Below are 18,055 nucleotides of genomic sequence, written 5' to 3'. Positions count from 1 at the left end.
GATATCGATGCAAACGGTATCGTTCATGTTAGCGCAAAAGACTTGGGAACAGGAAAAGAGCAGCACATCCAGATTACTTCTTCAAGCGGCTTGAGCGAGGAAGAAATCAACCGAATGGTAAAAGACGCTGAGGCAAACGCAGAGGCAGATAAAAAACAGCGTGAAGCTATCGATGTCAAGAACGAAGCAGACAGCCTTGTTTATCAGACAGAAAAGAGCATGAAAGAGCTTGGCGACAAAGTTAAGGATGCCGACAAACAGGCAATCGATGACGCTTTGGCAGCCCTCAAAAAAGCTCTTGAAGGCAATGACACTGAGGACATCAAGGCTAAGACCGAAGCCCTCAAGAACGCTTCATACAAAATCGCTGAGGAAGTATACAAACAGCAGGGTGCTCAGGGCGCACAGCCAGGAGCAGAAGGTGCCGCTGGAGCTGATGCCGGAGCAAATGCAGGAAACTCTGACAATGCCAATGGCGGAAGCAAATTCGACAAAGGCAGCGCCGACGATGTAGACTACGAAGTGCACGACTAATTCAATTAGAAATGAAAAGTTTTGGGCAGTTTTCAAAGACTGAAAATTGCTCAAAAATTGACCTGTGGGACGCAGAGAAAAAGTGAGGGGGTACCCTCATAGGGAGAGACCTTACTTTTTCTCGTCGCTGGGACCCGCAGGGCAATTTTTTTTAAGTTAATTTTTGAAAACGGAACAAAATCATGGCTGGGAAAAGAGATTATTACGAAGTTTTAGGAATTCAGAAGAACGCTACGGAAGATGAGATTAAAAAGGCTTACCGAAAACTCGCCGTCAAATATCACCCTGACCGAAATCCGGGTAATAAAGAGGCGGAGGAAAAGTTTAAGGAAGCAACAGAGGCTTACGAAGTTCTTTCTGATGACCAGAAACGACCAATCTACGACCAGTATGGTTTTGCCGGCCTCGACGGAATGGGAGGCATGGGCGGTGGTGCCGGTGGCGCTCAATATTCCCGCGCCTTCCACGACTTTTCAGACCTCTTCGGTGGCATGGGCGGCGGAGCTGGCGGATTTTCTGACATCTTCGAAAATATTTTCGGCGGTGGAAGCCGTTCTCGAAGAAGCCGGCCTGATGAGCCGCAGCAGGGGCAGAGCCTTCGTTACGACCTTAACATTTCTTTTAAGGATGCAGTTTACGGCACTAAGGCCGAGATAAAATTCCAGCACAACGAAGCTTGTACGGAATGTCATGGCACGGGCGGGGCAAAAGGTGCAAAACGAAAGCCTTGTCCTACCTGTGGCGGAAGCGGTCAGGTTCGCCGGCAGGCGGGCTTTTTTGCCGTTCAGCAGACATGTCCTGCTTGTGGCGGAGTCGGAACAAAAATCGACAAACCATGTTCAAAATGTCGGGGAACAGGATATGAGACAGTCACCAAAAAAATGTCACTCACGATTCCAGCTGGAGTTGATGACGGAAAGCGAATCGCAATTCCCCGAATGGGCGATGTAGGAGCAAACGGCGGACCAGCAGGCGATTTGATTGTAGTTCTCCATGTGGAGCAGCACGAGTATTTCGAGCGAGACGGACGGGATTTGTATTGCGCCGTTCCAGTCACTTTTGCTCAGGCGGCCTTGGGCGTTACATTGGACATCACTTCCCTTGACGGAAAGAAAATCAAATTCGCCTTGCCTTCAGGAACTACCAACGGCAAGCTCTTTAAAATCAAGGGCGAGGGAGTTCCCTATGCAGAAGGCAGAAAAGGTGATTTGTATGTGAAAATCATCGTGCAGATTCCGACACATCTTACGAGCGAGCAGAAACGCCTCATGGAAGAATTTGCTCGAATCGAGAACGCAACGACTTCACCGAGTTGCGTGCCCCTCTCTTCTTTGAGCAGATAAAAACTGTCATTCCGAACTCGTTTCGGAATCTCAAGTTGCCGATAATCTTTTTATGAAGAGCCAGTCTGATTCCATCGATGTTAAATTTGATTCATTTTCTTTTCAAAAATACATCGCCCAGGATTGCGACCGGCTTTCTTTTTTACAGGGCTATCTTTCTGACTGGGGTGTGGACTCTTCGGTCCTTCCCCTTGACGGAAAAAATCACCTTTATGTCAATTTTCCCTCTTCGGCCTACAATCCCATGTTCAAAATCAAGACCATAATTTCCCATTATGACAGGGTTTCGGGTAGCCCCGGAGCCAACGACAATTCCTTTGCCAATTTTGTCCTTGCAGACTTTGCAGCCGAGCTTTACAAATCCAAGCAAGCCCACAATATCCGCATTTTTTTTACCGACGGCGAGGAGTTGGGGGAGGCTGGCGTTTCAAGTCAGGGGGCTTTTGCCCTTGCCGAGCTTTTCAGGAAACTTGGAATTACAAACGACGATGTTTATGTCTTTGATGCCTGCGGACGGGGCGATGTGGCGGTCTTGGCGCGGGCAGGTCTTGACTCAAAAGTTAATCCCCAGTTCAAAAAGAAATTCCTGAGTCTTTACGAGCGCACGCAAAATCTTCTCACGGCGGCGGCGACTAATTTCTGGATGACCCTTCCCGTGCCCTACAGCGACAACGCGGGTTTCCTCGCCTGTGGAATTCCCGCCGTGGCAATCACTTTTCTCCCAAAAGAAGAAGTTTCCTTCTATTATAAAAATCTCATGGCGGACAAAAACCTTGAAAAAGCCGTCATGAACTGCAAAATCGAGGACGGCTCAAAGAACGCGACCGACCTCTCAATCCAGCGATTCAAATATCAGGAAAAAATGCCCAAAACCTGGCGGCTCTTTCACACCGAATACGACAATTTTTTAAGCCTCACTCAGGAAAGCTATGTGCTGATGAGGAAAATTCTCGCCGCGATAGCGAATGCAAAGACGCTTGCATGAAGGTTTAAGACTTTGCCAGTGATTTTTGCTGATGCCCGTTCCAAAAGAAAGTTCTTTCACCTCTATGTCTCTAATCAGGAAATGCAGTAAACTTTCCCATACACTGTCACAGGCGACACCACTATTTACGCAATATCTACCGGATTGGTAGCGAAGAATTGTTCGAAATGCCTTGACGGACAAATGCTGTAAAAGTAACACAATCACTTCTATATCAACAAATGCCCGCCCCAACCTGCAGCAGTGGCGAAGCCAGTCGCATAGCGACCGCGCGTTAGCAAGCTGCGAAAGGGTGGCAGACGGTTGATTGGCGCAAAAAATATTTCCATATTTTTATCCATTTTCAATTTTACTTTATTGGGGTACAGTATTCTATGCGTAATTTTTTTTCATTTTTGTTATTTTTTTCAATATTATTGATTTCTAACATGACAGGACTTGCTGCTCAATCAAAATCTATTTTCTCTGTTGAGCCTGCCGGTGAAGGGGATTTTTACAATGTTACGGTTGAGCCTTCTTCAATTGATTTGGAGGCTTATATCAATCAGACTTTTGAACTGATTCGGCAGAAAAACGATAGAATCCTTGAATTTAATAATACTACGAAAAAAAATCTTTCGGATTTGAATAAAGATGCTAAAGATTCAATCGACGGCAAAAAAAATGAAATCCGCGATTTTTTGGGTTTAGAAAAGGACAAGAGTAAAGATGTTTCAGCTGCATCTCAAGAGAGAGAGCTTCATGAAATGCCTGATTCAGAAAATCCTATGCTTGCCGAAGATGAAAAAAATCTCAAAAAATCTGAAATCAAAAAAATTGAGGACGAAAATGCGGCGATTCCTCGTCGTCAAAAGTTTATAAGCTATTGCCTTGATAACTTATGTGGTTATCCTTATGTTTCGGGTGGTGCTTCTCCAAAAACTGGTTTTGATTGCTCAGGTCTCGTTCAGTATGCGGCACGGGAAAGTCTTGGAATAAAACTTCCCCGGACTGCACAGGCTATGTATAACTCTTCGACAAAAATTCCCAGTGATGAAGTTCTTCCCGGCGACTTGATTTTCTTTAATTCAGCAAGCGAGCCGAAATATCGTTCGGGCACGATAATCAGTTCTTTAAGTGAGCCTTACTGGAAAAGACATTTTTTCGGCTATGGAAAGTTCATAGAGTAGTTTTTAATGATTGACTTTAGTTTTGATGTATTATATCGCTAGGTTTACGAAATCGTTTTCGTAAATTCAGTGGAATCTGCAGGAGAATTTTTTGAAATTTTTCCACGAAGATTTTATAAAAATGACAAAAGAATGATAGAAGAAGTCCTTTTTTTGTGTTAAAATAATCTTATATTTCTTGTATAGGAGAAAACGAAATGGCTGAAGAAAACAAAGAACTTTCAGAACCACAGAAGGAAATCAACGAGCTTGTTTCAAAAGCTCAGAAAGCGCTGGAGGCTTATGCTTCCTACGATCAGGAAAAGATTGACTACATCGTCGCTAAAGCCAGTGTTGCTGCCCTTGACCACCACGGCTCTCTTGCAAAACTTGCAGTCGAAGAAACAAAACGCGGTGTTTTTGAAGATAAAGCTACAAAAAACCTTTTTGCCTGTGAATATGTCGTAAATCACATGCGTCACCTTAAAACGGTCGGCGTTGTCGAGGATGATGATGTCACTGGTATCGTAAAAATCGCTGAGCCGGTTGGCGTTGTCGCAGGTCTTACTCCTGTCACAAACCCGACTTCAACTGCGATTTTCAAGTCTCTTATCTGTCTCAAGACTCGAAATCCTATCATCTTCTCTTTCCACCCAAGCGCAATCAAGTGTTCTATCGCTGCCGCAAAGGTCGTTTATGATGCTGCCGTTGCCGCTGGCGCTCCAAAAGATTGTATTCAGTGGATTGTTGAGCCTTCTCTCGAAAAAACAAATCTTCTTATTGGTCATCCGGGAGTAGCTACAATTCTTGCAACCGGTGGTAACGCAATGGTTCGTGCCGCTTATTCTCAGGGTAAACCGGCTCTCGGCGTTGGTGCGGGCAATGTTCCTGCCTATGTCGAAAAATCTTGCGACTTGAAGCAGGCTATCAACGATATCGTTATGTCAAAGGCATTCGATAACGGCATGATTTGTGCTTCTGAGCAGGGAGCTATCATCGACAAAGAAATCTACAACGAGGCAATCAAGACTTTCAAAGAGTATCGCGCCTACATGTGTAATGATGCCGAAAAGAAAATGCTTGAGAAATACATGTTCGGCGTTGACGGAGACCCGACTGTCGCTAAACTTAATGCCGCTGTTCCTGGCATGAATCCTGTCGTTCTCGCTAAGAACGCTGGTTTTGACATCCCTGAGCGCACAAGCATCATTCTGGTTGAGTGTAAGGAAGTCGGAATCAACGAGCCTCTCACTCGTGAAAAGCTTTCTCCTGTTCTGGCAGTCCTCAAGGCTTCTTCAACAGAAGACGGTCTCAAAAAAGCAAAACAGTTCCTTGAATTCGGTGGTCTCGGTCACTCGGCTGCAATCCACACAAAGGACAAGGCTCTTGCTGAGAAATTCGGAGACCTCGTTCCTGCTATCCGCGTAATCTGGAATTCTCCGTCAACATTCGGCGGTATTGGTAATGTCTACAACGCATTCATTCCTTCTCTCACCCTGGGCTGCGGTTCTTACGGACACAACTCAACTGACGACAATGTAAGCGCAGTCAATCTTTTGAACATCAAAAAACTGGGTAGGAGACGAAATAATATGCAGTGGTTTAAAGTACCGTCAAAAATCTTCTTTGAGCGTGACTCAATCGAATATATTCATCAGATGAAGGGCGTTCACAAAGTCATCATCGTAACAGACCGCTCTATGGTTGAGCTTGGTTTCGTTGACAAAATCACTGACCAGTTGAAGCTTCGCCGCGATCCTGTTCAGTACCAGCTTTTCTGTGATGTCGAGCCGGATCCTTCAATCCAGACTGTCCGCGAAGGCGTTGAGCTTATGCGCACATTCGCTCCTGACACAATCATCGCCCTCGGCGGCGGCTCTTCAATGGACTGTGCAAAAGGTATGTGGCTCTTCTACGAGTACCCGGAAGTTGACTTCAACGACCTCAAACAGAAATTCATGGATATCCGTAAGCGTGCCTTCCGCTACCCGGACTTGGGCAAAAAGGCTCAGCTTGTTTGTATCCCGACAACTTCAGGAACTGGCTCAGAGGTTACTCCGTTCGCAGTTATCACGGACAAAGAGGAGCACAAAAAATATCCTCTCGCTGATTACTCACTCACTCCGACAATTGCTATCGTTGACCCGACATTCACTTACAGCCTGCCAAAGAAAATCGTTGCCGACACAGGTATGGATGTTCTCACCCACGCAACTGAGGCTTATGTCTCAACAATGGCAAATGACTACACGGACGGTCTCTGTATTCAGGCAATCAAGATGGTATTCAAGTACCTTGAGCGAAGCTACAACAACGGGGCAGCAGATGTTGAGGCAAAAGAGAAGATGCACAACGCTTCTTGTCTTGCAGGTATGGCTTTCGCAAATGCCTTCCTGGGCATGAACCACTCTATGGCTCACAAAATCGGCGGTGAGTTCCACGTTCCCCACGGTCGTGCAAATGCAATCCTCCTTCCTTTCACAATCCGCTACAACGGAACTCAGCCGGATAAGCTCTCTACATGGCCGAAATACAACTACTACAAGGCAGCTGAGCGCTACTGCGAGCTTGCCCGAATGCTAGGTCTCCCTGCAAAAACAGTGGAAGAGGGCGTAGAGAGCTACGCTAAGGCTTGTGGCGAGCTTGGAAAACGCCTTGGAATCGTCATGAACTTCAAGGGGCAGGGACTGGATGAAAAAGAGTATCTTGCAAATGTCGAGAAACTTGCTTACCTCGCATACGAAGACCAGTGTTCACCGGTCAACCCGCGAGTACCGCTCGTTGAGGACATGAAAAAGATTCTCACAGACGCTTACTACACAGAGGAGTTTGTGGCTAAAGAGTAATGTAAAGCAAACTCTGATTAGGGAAACTCCGTCGTCTGAATTGGTGGCGGAGTTTTTTCGTTTTTCCGTTTTCAATTTTCACTTTTTTTTCTATAATATCCCCATGACTCCATCCCAATTCAAGATTTTTTCTGATTTCCGAAGCTCTTTCCGCTCTTATTGCGATGAACTTTCTTCTGCTTACGGCGAAGACTTAAAACCCTTGCAGGTTGCAGCCCGATTAAAGGACACGCCTGAATACCCCATTGAAACCCCCGTGGTTTACAACACCGCCCTTGATGAAATCACTCAGGAAAGCGAAATCCGCCTGATTGTAATCGGCGACAACCCCGGAAAAGACGAGCAACGCTCTTACAATCAAAAGTATCTTGTGGGGCAGAGCGGAAAGATTGCCGCCGGTTTCTTTCTGAAAAATCCTGAATTTCAGACCGACTTCCGCAAAAACGCCATTATCTTGAACAAAACTCCGCTTCACACGGCGAAAACAAATCATCTCAAATATCTTCTGAAAAATGGCGGCGAGAAAATCGCAAAAATCATCTCGGAAAGCCAGATTTACATGGCGCAAAAAACGGCTCAGCTCCATAAAGATTTGTGTGCCGCGGCCAGTGAAGGCGGAATCGCGCCGGAAGTATGGCTTGTCGGCTATGCCGAGCTTAAAGGGAAGGGGCTTTTCCTTGAATACAGGGACGAGCTGAAAAAATCTTACGGCGAGAGTCAGGCTTGGGAGAAGGTTTTTGTCTTCCAGCACTTTTCCATGAACCGTTTTTCCATCGATTTGAATAATTTTATGAAAAGTCACGCTGATTTTACAATCCTGGAAGCGGCGCATGAGCTGGGGCGGATTCACAAAAACGAAATCTTTAAATAGTCTTTTTGCAATCAATGTTACGCTTTCTGTGTTATAATTTTATTCATGACTTTCTTCATCTACTCAATGATTGCTTGCGGTGTTCTCATAATGGTCACAAATATTGCTCGTTATATCCGCTTTTCATTGAGTTTGAAAATATCATGCCCTGGATTTTGTATCACCACGAGACTGCGATGAAAATCATCAACGATGTGGCAGAAAGTCAGCTGGACGCGGATTTGGTCAAAATCTTCAACACGATTCCAAAAGAAAAGCTTCTGGCCTGTGCCCCCGAAGTCCTTTTTGCATAATACTTGCATATTATTTAAATAAACGCTATTCTTTTTGCATAAATATACGGTTTTACCGAAATTTCTTGTAAATCGAGGCATATCATGGCAAAAGAGAAAGTTGTTCTTGCTTATTCTGGTGGATTGGACACAACAGTCATTATCCCCTGGCTCAAAGAAAATTATGATTATGATGTTATCGCTGTCTGTATCGATGTCGGTCAGGGCGATGACTGGGAAGCAATCAAAGGCCGCGCCCTCAAAACTGGCGCTTCTGCCTGCTATGTCGTTGACGCACGACAGGAATACATCGAAGAATACATTTGGCCGGCCCTCAAAGCCAATGCCGTCTACGAAGACGAATATCTTTTGGGCACTTCAACAGCCCGCCCTCTCATCGGAAAAATCCTCGTTGAGTACGCTCGTCAGGAAGGTGCCGTCGCAATCTGTCACGGTGCTACTGGTAAGGGAAATGACCAGGTTCGCTTTGAGCTTGCAATCAAGGCTTTTGCCCCGGACTTGCGGGTAATCGCCGCCTGGCGCGATGACAAATGGAACATGGATAGCCGCGATGCTGAGATTAAATTCCTTGAAGACCGAGGACTAGAAGTTCCAATGAAAAAGGACCAGTCTTATTCACGCGACGAGAACATCTGGCACATTTCTCACGAGGGCCTTGAGCTTGAAAAAACAGAGAACGAGCCTAACTATCCTCACATGCTCAAAAACACTGTCGTTCCAGAGAAAGCTCCTGAGGACGGCGAGTATGTTACAATCGAATGGGAAAAGGGTATCCCTGTTTCTCTCAACGGCAAAAAAATGAACGGCCTTGAGCTTATGCTTGAGCTCAACAAAATCGGCGGAAAGAACGGCGTCGGCTTGGTTGACATCTGCGAGAACCGTTGCGTCGGCATGAAATCTCGCGGCGTTTACGAGACACCGGGTGGAGCAATCCTTTATTTTGCTCACCGCATGATGGATCACATCTGCCTTGACCGCGATACCTACCACTACAAGCAGCAGGTTTCTTTGCGCCTCGCAGAACTCATCTACGACGGAAAGGTATTCACTCCTCTCTATGACGCTCTCATGGCTTTCGTTGACTCAACTCAGGAAACTGTCACTGGCTGGACAAAAGTCAAGCTGGTTAAAGGTCAGATTCGCGCTGCAGGAAGCGGCTCAAAATACAGCCTCTACAACGAAGACATTGCTTCGTTCACCACAGGCGAGCTTTACAACCACAAGGACGCTCAGGGCTTCATCACACTCTTCGGACTTCCTCTCAAAGTCCGCGCAATGATGGAGCAGAAAGTAGGCGAGGGAAGGGCAATCGCTGAAAGCAAAAACTTGAAGAAACGCCCAACTGAATAATTCGAACCGAAAATCCATCCTTGGATTTTCGGATTCGCACGAGAATTTTCTTTCAGAAAATTCTCTCCTGGCATCAAACCCGCATCCTTGCGGGCTTTTTGATGAATTTTGATTCCCTGCACATCAATAGTGCGGGGATTTTTTTTTATTTTCAATGTTTCATTTTATAAGATTTATGGTATAATAATTTTATTAATGAAAGTATTTTTTCTTATTTTAATGGGGCTTTTGCTGGCTTTTTTTCCGTTTGGCATAAAAAGCCTCTACAAAAAAAATAATCTTCTTTCTCTGCGCATGTTCAATATTTTGCTCCCCGCGGGAATTTCTATCATTTTGCATATCATTATTATTCTGACCCAGAACGAAAGGATTTCGCTTATTGCATATTCTTTTTATTTTGCGAATGCAACTTGGATATCTGCGTCTATTTTCTCTTTTTGCGTCCATTATTCAGGCGGCAGAAAAACCCGTAAATTATATAATTATTTAGTCCTGCCACTTACCATAATCGATAACATTGCGCTTTTTGCGAATATTTTTCTGCCCTTTATGTTTTCGATTTACTATATTCGCTGGGGGCACGACTTTTATCTTCGCTATCTTCCATCAGGATTTTTCTATATTCATGGCTTTTTCGGATATGCGCTTCTTGTCTCAAGTTTTTTGTTGGTCTTCCGCCACACATTAAAGGAGCCTGCTTCGTTTAGGGTAAAATATTATACATTGCTTGTTTCCTTGCTGCTTATTATCGCCTCGAATATTATTTATGTTCTGGTAAATTTTCCCCTTAATCTGTCTATTCTTGTGTATGCCGCGTGCTTTATCAGTACATATTTTGTTCTTACGAAGACTCTTCCTAAACGGCTTATTCAAAAAACGCTGGGACTTATTGCAGATAATTATCCAAATGGAATTATTTTATTCGATAATGACGAAAATTGTATTTATGTGAATTCTTTTGTAAAAAAACTTTTTAAGTGTGATGAAGACGAAATCTTGCGGCAAGATTTGATTTTTGATTTTGTCGAACAGAAAAGGTCGTCGAGCATAGAAACGGATTCGGTTTTTACGGCTGAAATGGATTTTCATTCTGATAATGAACGGCGTGTCCTTCAAATCTCCGATTTTTTTATCAGGGAAGAGAATTTTACTTTAGGGCATTATTTTTTCATCATCGATATCACTGATTCCAAAAATCAAATTCATGAAGAAAAAATGCTTAGGACTCGCGACCGGCTTACCGGGCTTTTTAATCAGGAGTATTTCTTTGAGAAAGTTGAGCATCGTCTTCAATTTGACCGCTTTACTCCTTACTATTTGATTATCACCGATATTGTGAATTTTAAATTGATTAACGACTTGCACGGAAAACCTTTCGGCGACATGATTTTATCGCGACTTGCTGACAGTATCAGGCAAAATGCTGCACCCGATGATATTTACGGCAGACTCTACAACGATCACTTTGTTATGCTGGTTCCCAAACGGCATTTTGACGAAGAAGCATATATAGAAGCTTTTAAGAACAGCGTAAAGTACATGAATAACTTCTCTTACACGATTGTCGGGCACATGGGTATCTATGAAGTTGACGACCTTTCTCTCCCTGTTTCGGTAATGTGTGACCGTGCTTTTCTTGCTCTTCGTACTATTAAGAATGACTACAAAACATCCTGTGCTTACTATGACGATAAACTTCGCCTTGAAGTACTTAAAATGCAGATGTTGATGAATGAACTTCCTCTGGCGTTGAAAGCAGGACAGGTGCAGATGTATCTTCAGCCTCAAGTTACCAAAGATGGCAGAACAATGGGGGCGGAAGCGCTTGTTCGTTGGCATCATCCAAGCCGAGGTGTGATTCCACCGGCGGAATTTATTCAAATTATCGAAAAAATTAATATCATTTCCGATGTGGATCGCTATATTTGGGATTGTGCTTGCCGTAAACTTGCAGAATGGAAGAAAATAGGGCGAACGGATCTTACAATTTCTGTGAATATTTCAGCAAAAGATTTCTTTATGTTGGACTTGTACGGGACTTTCACTGAATTGGTAAAAAAATATGATATTTCGCCGGCAAATCTTAATCTGGAAATCACCGAGACGGCATTTATCATGGATTTGGAAAAACAGATGTCTCTTTTGGATCGGCTGAGAAAAGCTGGATTTATCATTGAAATGGACGATTTTGGAAGCGGATACTCTTCTCTCAATATGCTCAAGGATATTTGCGTGGATGTCCTTAAAATCGATATGGTTTTCCTGCAAAAGTCAAAAAATGACGAAAAAAGCCATTTAATTCTTGAGAAGATTATTCAGCTTGCAAAAGATTTAGGCATGAAAGTCGTTACCGAGGGCGTTGAATCACTGCATCAGGTGGATTTTCTCTCAAAAGCCGGCTGCGATCTCTTCCAGGGATTCTATTTCTCCCGCCCGATTCCAGTTGCAGATTTTGAAGAAAAATACTTAAAATAAAATAAGGAATAGAATATGAACGAGACTACTACTTCAGAACTTACATCTGCTGACCTCGAAAACGCGCTCAAGGAAATGTGCGCTCTTCTCTCACAAAGCAAGGATTCTTCATTTATATATGATTTTTTCGGCTGTCTCTTTACGCCCGCAGAACTGAATGACTTTGCAAAACGCTGGCTCTTGGTCCGTGAAATCGACAAGGGCACGACTCAGCGGGAAATCGCAAAAAAATTCCATATCTCTCTCTGCAAAATCACCCGCGGTTCCCGTGAGCTTAAAAAAAGCGACTCCGCCTTCCGCAAACTTCTGGACTACGCCGATTCTTTATAATGAGACGCAGATGCACACAGATGAAGGCGGATAGTAGTATAAAAAAATAATCTGCGTGTATCCGCGTCAAAATTCACATTGAAGAAAGACTCTTAATTCACTATAATAGACCTCAAATTTTTTACGAGATTTTACGAGGTCTGTGTATATGCACGCTATTGAATTGGAAAAAGCTTACAATCCTAAAGATTTTGAAGACCGCATTTACGGTCAGTGGGTGGAGAAGGGCTACTTCAAGCCTTCAAGCGATGAGTCTTCACCCGTCCACAATCAGCGAAAATCAACAAATATCAAATATACTGTCGTCATTCCGCCGCCAAATGTCACTGGCGTCCTTCACATGGGGCACGGCCTCAACAACACTTTGCAGGACATCGTAGTCCGCTATCACCGCATGAAGGGCGATGATACTCTCTGGATTCCGGGAACTGACCACGCGGGAATTGCAACCCAGAATGTCGTTGAGCGCGCCCTCAAAAAAGAAGGAAAGACCCGAAACGACCTTGGCCGTGAAAAGTTCATTGAACGCACTTGGGAAGTCACCCATGACCACCACGACACAATCGTAAAACAGCAGAAAAAACTTGGAAACTCAGTAGACTGGGGCCGCGAGCGGTTCACTTACGACGAGGGGCTTTCAAAGGCTGTCCGCGATGTTTTCGTCACTCTCTATGAGCGCGGACTTATGTACAAAGGACAGCGTCTTGTAAACTGGTGTCCGCGTTGCGGAACCGCCCTTGCCGACGATGAAGTTGACCATGTTGACACTCAGGGCGCAATGTACCACCTCTACTACGAATATGCTGACGGAAGCGGCAAAATCGAAGTTGCCACAACCCGACCTGAAACTTTCTTTGGTGACACGGCCGTTGCGGTAAATCCTGATGATGAGCGATACAAGGGCCTGGTTGGCAAAATGCTCAAACTTCCACTCACCGGTAAAGAAATCCCCATTATCGCCGACAGCTATGTTGATAAAGAATTCGGAACCGGTATGGTAAAAATCACACCTGCACATGACCCAAACGACTGGGAAGTGGGCTTGCGTCACAACCTTGAAGTTATCAATCTTTTGAACCCGGACGGCACATTGAACGAAAATGTTCCCGAAAAATACCGTGGACTTACCTGCGAGAAAGCCCGCAAACTTGTAATCGAGGATTTGACCGAAGCAGGCCTTTTTAAGGGCGAGGAAAAAATGACTCACTCTGTAGGCCACTGCTACCGCTGTAAAACCGTTGTGGAGCCGTATTTAAGCTATCAGTGGTTCGTCAAAATGAAGCCGCTGGCAGAAAAGGCCTTGAAAGCGTGGCGTGACGGAGAAATCGTCTTCTACCCGCGAAAATGGGAAAACACATACACTCACTGGATGGAAAATATCCGCGACTGGTGCGTAAGCCGCCAGATTTGGTGGGGTCACAGAATCCCTGCCTGGTACTGCGAGTGCGGCGAAACGATTGTTTCCCGCGAGGATGTTACAAAATGTCCGAAATGCGGCAGCACGAACGTAAAGCAGGATCCTGATGTGTTGGATACATGGTTTTCTTCTTGGCTTTGGCCTTTCTCTACCCTGGGCTGGCCTGAAAACACAGCTGACTTGCAGAAATTCTACCCGACTACAGCCCTTGTTACGGCTTACGACATCATTTTCTTCTGGGTAAGCCGCATGATTATGGCAGGCCTTGAATTCACAGGCAAGGCTCCTTTCCACGACATTTACATCCATGGTCTCGTCCGCGACAAGCAGGGACGCAAAATGTCAAAATCCCTGGGAAACGGAATCGACCCGCTGGAAGTTATCGAGCAGTACGGCTCTGACGCCCTTAAATTCACCCTTTCATACCTTGCGGCTCAGGGACAGGATGTTCTTGTTGACAATGACTCATTCAAAATGGGAAGCCGTTTCTGTAATAAAGTATGGAATGCAAGCCGCTACATTCTTGGAAATCTTGAGGGAAGAAATCTTGTTCCTGTAAAGGACAGCGACCTTAACGAACTTGACAAGTGGATTTTCACAGCCCTCAACAATGCGGCAAAAAATGCCCGCGATGCCCTTGACTCATACCGCTACAACGACGCCGCAAGCACTGTCTATGAATATTTCTGGAACAATTTCTGTGACTGGTATGTAGAGGCAACAAAACTCTCATTCTGGCACGGCGACGACCACGAAAAAGACCGAGCTGTCTCAGTCCTTTTGAATGTTCTTGAAGAGTCATTGCGCCTCCTGCATCCCTTTATTCCTTTCGTTACCGAAGAGATTTACTCAAAATTGCCTCTGGCAGAAATCATCGAAAACCGAAAGAAGGCCGGTGAGCAGAAAATCATGTCTAACGAGACATATTCTGACCTTCTTGTCACCGCTCCCTATCCAGACTTCAGCGAAAGCAGGGCTGACCAGAAAATCATCACCCGCTTTGCTGTCCTGCAGGATTTGATTCGCTCTGTCCGAGGATTGCGTAACGAGTGCGGCGTAAATCCTGCTGATAAAATCAATCTTGCTGTCTTAATCGAAAAAGGCTCTGCTGCGGAGGTCTGCCGAGAAAAGGTTGACATGATTCAGCTTCTGGCAGGCCTTTCAAAGGTTGAGTTCGTCGAGTCAAAACCAGGTAAGTCAATCGGAACTGTGGGAACTGGCTTTGAGGCCTTCATCATTCTTGACGAGAACATCAACAAAGACCAGCTTCTTCTCCACTTCCAGAAAGATTTGGAAAAGGACAAGAAAGATGCCGAGCGAACCGAAGCCAAGTTGAACGGAAAATTCGCCGAACATGCCCCGGCTGAAGTCGTTCAGGCTGAGCGGGACAAACTGGCCGAAACCAAGCGCCGCATCGAAAAACTGGGTACATATATCGAGGCTTTAAAATAAATGGAAAGTTGAAAACGGAAAACTGAAAACTTGGGGCGAGTCTCGGTGAAGACTATGCCAGAAGTGCAAGTGATTTACCGGGGATGTTAAGGGGCTTGCCCCTTAGGAGAGGGGGTAGGCGTAAATGAGGAGCGAAAACGACGAATTGAAGCCGAGGGGGAGACTTCCCCTACCCAAATTTTCAACTTTCAACTTTCAATTTTCAGTTTGACAGGAGGAGTGTATGGCTTATAAGTATGAGATGAAGACCGAAAAACCTGAGCAGATGGACAAGGAACACATGCAGCAGCTCAAGCATATAATCCTTGCGCCTTACATGCAGCTTTCAACCGGTTTAATCGGGAAAAGCCGTCATGCGGGCGGAAATATGTTCCGTCATCAGATTGATACGCTGGGAATTCTCATCGACTATGGCTATATCGACTCTGTTTTGCTTAAAGCATCCCTGGTTCACGACACCGTTGAGGATATTCCTGATTTTGACCGTAATGAGATTATCAACGCGGATTCAGAGGGAAAGGAAGTTCTTGACCTGGTGCTTGAAGTGACTAGGCGGGAAGACGAGGACAAGAGGCAGTTCCTTCGCCGTATCATCAACAACGGAAGCCAGAAGGCAAAAATCCTCAAATGCGCTGACCGAATCTCAAATATGATTTCCTTGGGCTTTGTCACTGACCCAAAATTCATCGAGCGATACTGTGACGAGACCGAATTTTTCCTTCTTCCTATGGCTCTTGAAATCGACTACAATATGTATCACGAGCTCATTGACCTTATCCGAACGCGGCGGCGCTATCTTGAAGACGGCGGATATTTCGACAACCGCCACAAAGACTCTTCCAGCGACAAAAAATAATTCATTCTTCTAAAAATTTGCCAAATTTCTCTTCCTGTGCGATAATTTCTTCTATATGAAATTTACAAAACGCACGCTTCCAAAAAATCTTCCCCTTTTGCTCAAAGAGCGGGACTCACAGTGTCCTAATGTTTATCTTCAGGCTTCAAAGGATAAGGACGGAGTCTTTCAATATTACACTTACCAGAATTTCTATGAATCGGTGATTGCTTTTGCCCATGCCCTGCGCTCAATCGGCGTAAAGAGGGGAGACAATATCGCCCTTATGAGTGACAACCGCCGGGAGTGGTTCATTACGGACTACGCTATTCTTTGTCTCGGAGCGGCTGATGTTCCCCGCGGCTGTGACTCTATGGGAACGGAAATGCGTTTCATCACGAGTTATGCTGACTGTGCTTTCGGATTTTTTGAAAATGAGCGGCAGCTTTGTAAAATCCTTGAAAAACGGGAAGAAGTTCCTCTTTTAAAAACCGTAATTCTCTTTGACAAAATGAGCGAGGAGAATGAAAATCGCGCGAAGGATGCGGGGCTTTCCCTCTATTACTTTGATGACTTGCTTGAAAATGGGCGGAAAATCGTCTCCGAAAATCCCGACGAAAAGAAAAAAGAAATCGAAGACGAAATGGAAAAGACCAATCCCGACGATGTGGCGACCATGATTTTTACATCGGGAACGACGGGCACTCCCAAGGGCGTAATGCTTACCCATAACAATTACATTTCCCAGCTTTCGGTGATTCATGACTTCATCAATTGTAAGGAAGGCGACTGGTGGATGACAATTCTTCCGGTCTGGCATGTCTTTGAGCGTCTTATTCAGTATGTGGCGGTTCACATGAAGTGCGGACTGGCCTATTCAAAACCTGCAGCCCCTATTCTCCTTCCGGACATGGCTGCTATCCGGCCCCAGTGGATTTGCGGCGTTCCCCGCTTGTGGGAGGCTCTGGCTTCTGGCGTAAACCGTGCCATGAAAAAGACCGGCGGCATCACCCTCAAATTGTTCACTTTCTTCATAAAAGTTGGCTCAGCCTATGCTCTCATGCGGGATTATGTTTTCGGAAATCTGCCACAAATCAAGGTGAAAAAAAGATGTCGGCTTCTTGATTCGGTTATAGGCTTTATCCCCTGGATTTTGCTTTGGCCGCTTCACAAGCTGGGAGACGCTTTGGTCTTTAAGAAAATCCGCTCTAAGTTCGGCGGTCGCATTTCAATCGCAATTTCTGGCGGTGGTGCCCTTCAAAAGGATGTGGATAATTTCTACCGTGCCATTGGCTTGAATCTTCTTGAAGGCTACGGCATGAGTGAGACGGCTCCTGTCGTTTCTTTCCGTGATTACCGTCATCCCCGTCCGGGCGTTGTGGGCGTGGTTTTCCCCACATTTGAGCTCAGGATTGTGGAAGAAGAACATGGCGTGATTAAGAGCATGGATCATATCGGGCCTGGAAAGCAGGGCTTGATTGTTGTTCGTTCTCCTCAAGTCATGAAGGGCTATTACAAGCGGCCTGATTTGACCGAAAAAGTCCTTGATAAAGACGGATGGCTTAATACCGGCGACCTTGGAATCATGACCCACGACAACGAAATCAAGATTACGGGGCGGGCAAAAGATACAATAGTTCTCCTTGACGGCGAGAATATTGAACCCAGCGTGATTGAGGGTGCTCTTTTGGCAAGCGACTTTATCGAGAGCGTCATGGTGGTCGGGCAGGACAAAAAATACCTTGGTGCCCTCATCGTGCCCAGTAAGGATGCTCTTCTTTCTTATGCTGCTGAAAATGGAATTCCCTGTGATGATTACGAGGCTCTTTTAAAAGAAGAGAAAATTCACTCGCTTTTTGAAAAGATTATCGGGGAAATCATCACCAGCGCCAACGGATTCAGGCTTTGCGAGAAGATTTACAAATTCACCCTGATTCCAAAATCATTTGAGGCAGGCGTTGAGCTTTCAGCGAAACTTGAGATGATGCGCTACAAAATCGCGGAGATTTACAAGAATGAAATAAATTCGCTTTTTGAGTAATGGGCGCGAAGGGGAAGACTTTCCCCTTAAATAATATAGACTATTTTTAGAAAATTTATTATCTTAATACTAACAAATTTGAATCTTTATTTTTAGGAGATAAAAAATGGCAGTAAAAGTTGCTATTAACGGTTT

13 protein-coding genes are annotated in these 18,055 nt (G+C 45.0%); all 13 read left to right on the top strand.

The features are described 5' to 3' along the window. Positions 1-534, top strand: a 534-nt coding sequence (locus B2089_RS03685; RefSeq protein WP_296685959.1) for an Hsp70 family protein, incomplete at its 5' end; no start/stop codon positions are given. A 182-nt stretch (positions 535-716) separates the two neighbouring features. Further along, positions 717-1,877: a molecular chaperone DnaJ gene (dnaJ, locus tag B2089_RS03680; RefSeq protein ID WP_296325754.1), complete on the top strand. Its 1,161-nt coding sequence runs from the start codon at positions 717-719 to the stop codon at positions 1,875-1,877. 52 nt (positions 1,878-1,929) lie between these two features. Further along, the gene (locus tag B2089_RS03675) at positions 1,930-2,862 is read left to right on the top strand and encodes a M28 family peptidase (protein ID WP_296325756.1); all 933 of its coding nucleotides are present in this window, start codon (positions 1,930-1,932) and stop codon (positions 2,860-2,862) included. Between the two features lie 428 nt (positions 2,863-3,290). Then, on the top strand, positions 3,291-4,031 hold the full coding sequence (locus tag B2089_RS03670) for a C40 family peptidase (protein ID WP_296325758.1): 741 nt from the start codon (positions 3,291-3,293) through the stop codon (positions 4,029-4,031). Positions 4,032-4,228: 197 nt separating this feature from the next. Beyond that, positions 4,229-6,856, top strand: a complete 2,628-nt coding sequence (gene adhE, locus B2089_RS03665; RefSeq protein WP_296325760.1) for a bifunctional acetaldehyde-CoA/alcohol dehydrogenase — start codon at positions 4,229-4,231, stop codon at positions 6,854-6,856. A 103-nt stretch (positions 6,857-6,959) separates the two neighbouring features. Beyond that, a complete protein-coding gene (locus tag B2089_RS03660) occupies positions 6,960-7,727 on the top strand; it encodes a hypothetical protein (protein WP_296325762.1) in 768 nt (255 codons plus the stop codon). 143 nt (positions 7,728-7,870) lie between these two features. Continuing rightward, positions 7,871-8,020: a hypothetical protein gene (locus B2089_RS03655; RefSeq protein ID WP_296325765.1), complete on the top strand. Its 150-nt coding sequence runs from the start codon at positions 7,871-7,873 to the stop codon at positions 8,018-8,020. A gap of 84 nt (positions 8,021-8,104) precedes the next feature. Then, a complete protein-coding gene (locus B2089_RS03650; RefSeq protein WP_296325767.1) occupies positions 8,105-9,370 on the top strand; it encodes an argininosuccinate synthase in 1,266 nt (421 codons plus the stop codon). Between the two features lie 195 nt (positions 9,371-9,565). After that, the gene (locus B2089_RS03645) at positions 9,566-11,845 is read left to right on the top strand and encodes an EAL domain-containing protein (RefSeq protein WP_296325769.1); all 2,280 of its coding nucleotides are present in this window, start codon (positions 9,566-9,568) and stop codon (positions 11,843-11,845) included. Between the two features lie 15 nt (positions 11,846-11,860). Beyond that, positions 11,861-12,175 (top strand): Trp family transcriptional regulator, encoded by a 315-nt coding sequence (locus B2089_RS03640; protein WP_296325771.1) that lies wholly within the window; start codon positions 11,861-11,863, stop codon positions 12,173-12,175. Positions 12,176-12,323: 148 nt separating this feature from the next. Next, a complete protein-coding gene (locus B2089_RS03635; RefSeq protein ID WP_296325773.1) occupies positions 12,324-15,044 on the top strand; it encodes a valine--tRNA ligase in 2,721 nt (906 codons plus the stop codon). A 241-nt stretch (positions 15,045-15,285) separates the two neighbouring features. Beyond that, positions 15,286-15,900, top strand: a complete 615-nt coding sequence (locus B2089_RS03630; RefSeq protein ID WP_414717858.1) for a hypothetical protein — start codon at positions 15,286-15,288, stop codon at positions 15,898-15,900. A 55-nt stretch (positions 15,901-15,955) separates the two neighbouring features. After that, entirely contained in the window at positions 15,956-17,920 is a 1,965-nt protein-coding gene (locus B2089_RS03625) for an AMP-dependent synthetase/ligase (RefSeq protein ID WP_296325779.1), read from the top strand. The last annotated feature ends 135 nt before the right edge of the window (positions 17,921-18,055 follow it).

This window comes from Treponema sp. UBA3813, assembly GCA_002368605.1.
GTDB lineage: Bacteria > Spirochaetota > Spirochaetia > Treponematales > Treponemataceae > Treponema_D.
The sequence above is the reverse complement of the archived record's forward strand: the minus strand, read 5'-3'. Positions and strand labels throughout refer to the sequence as shown.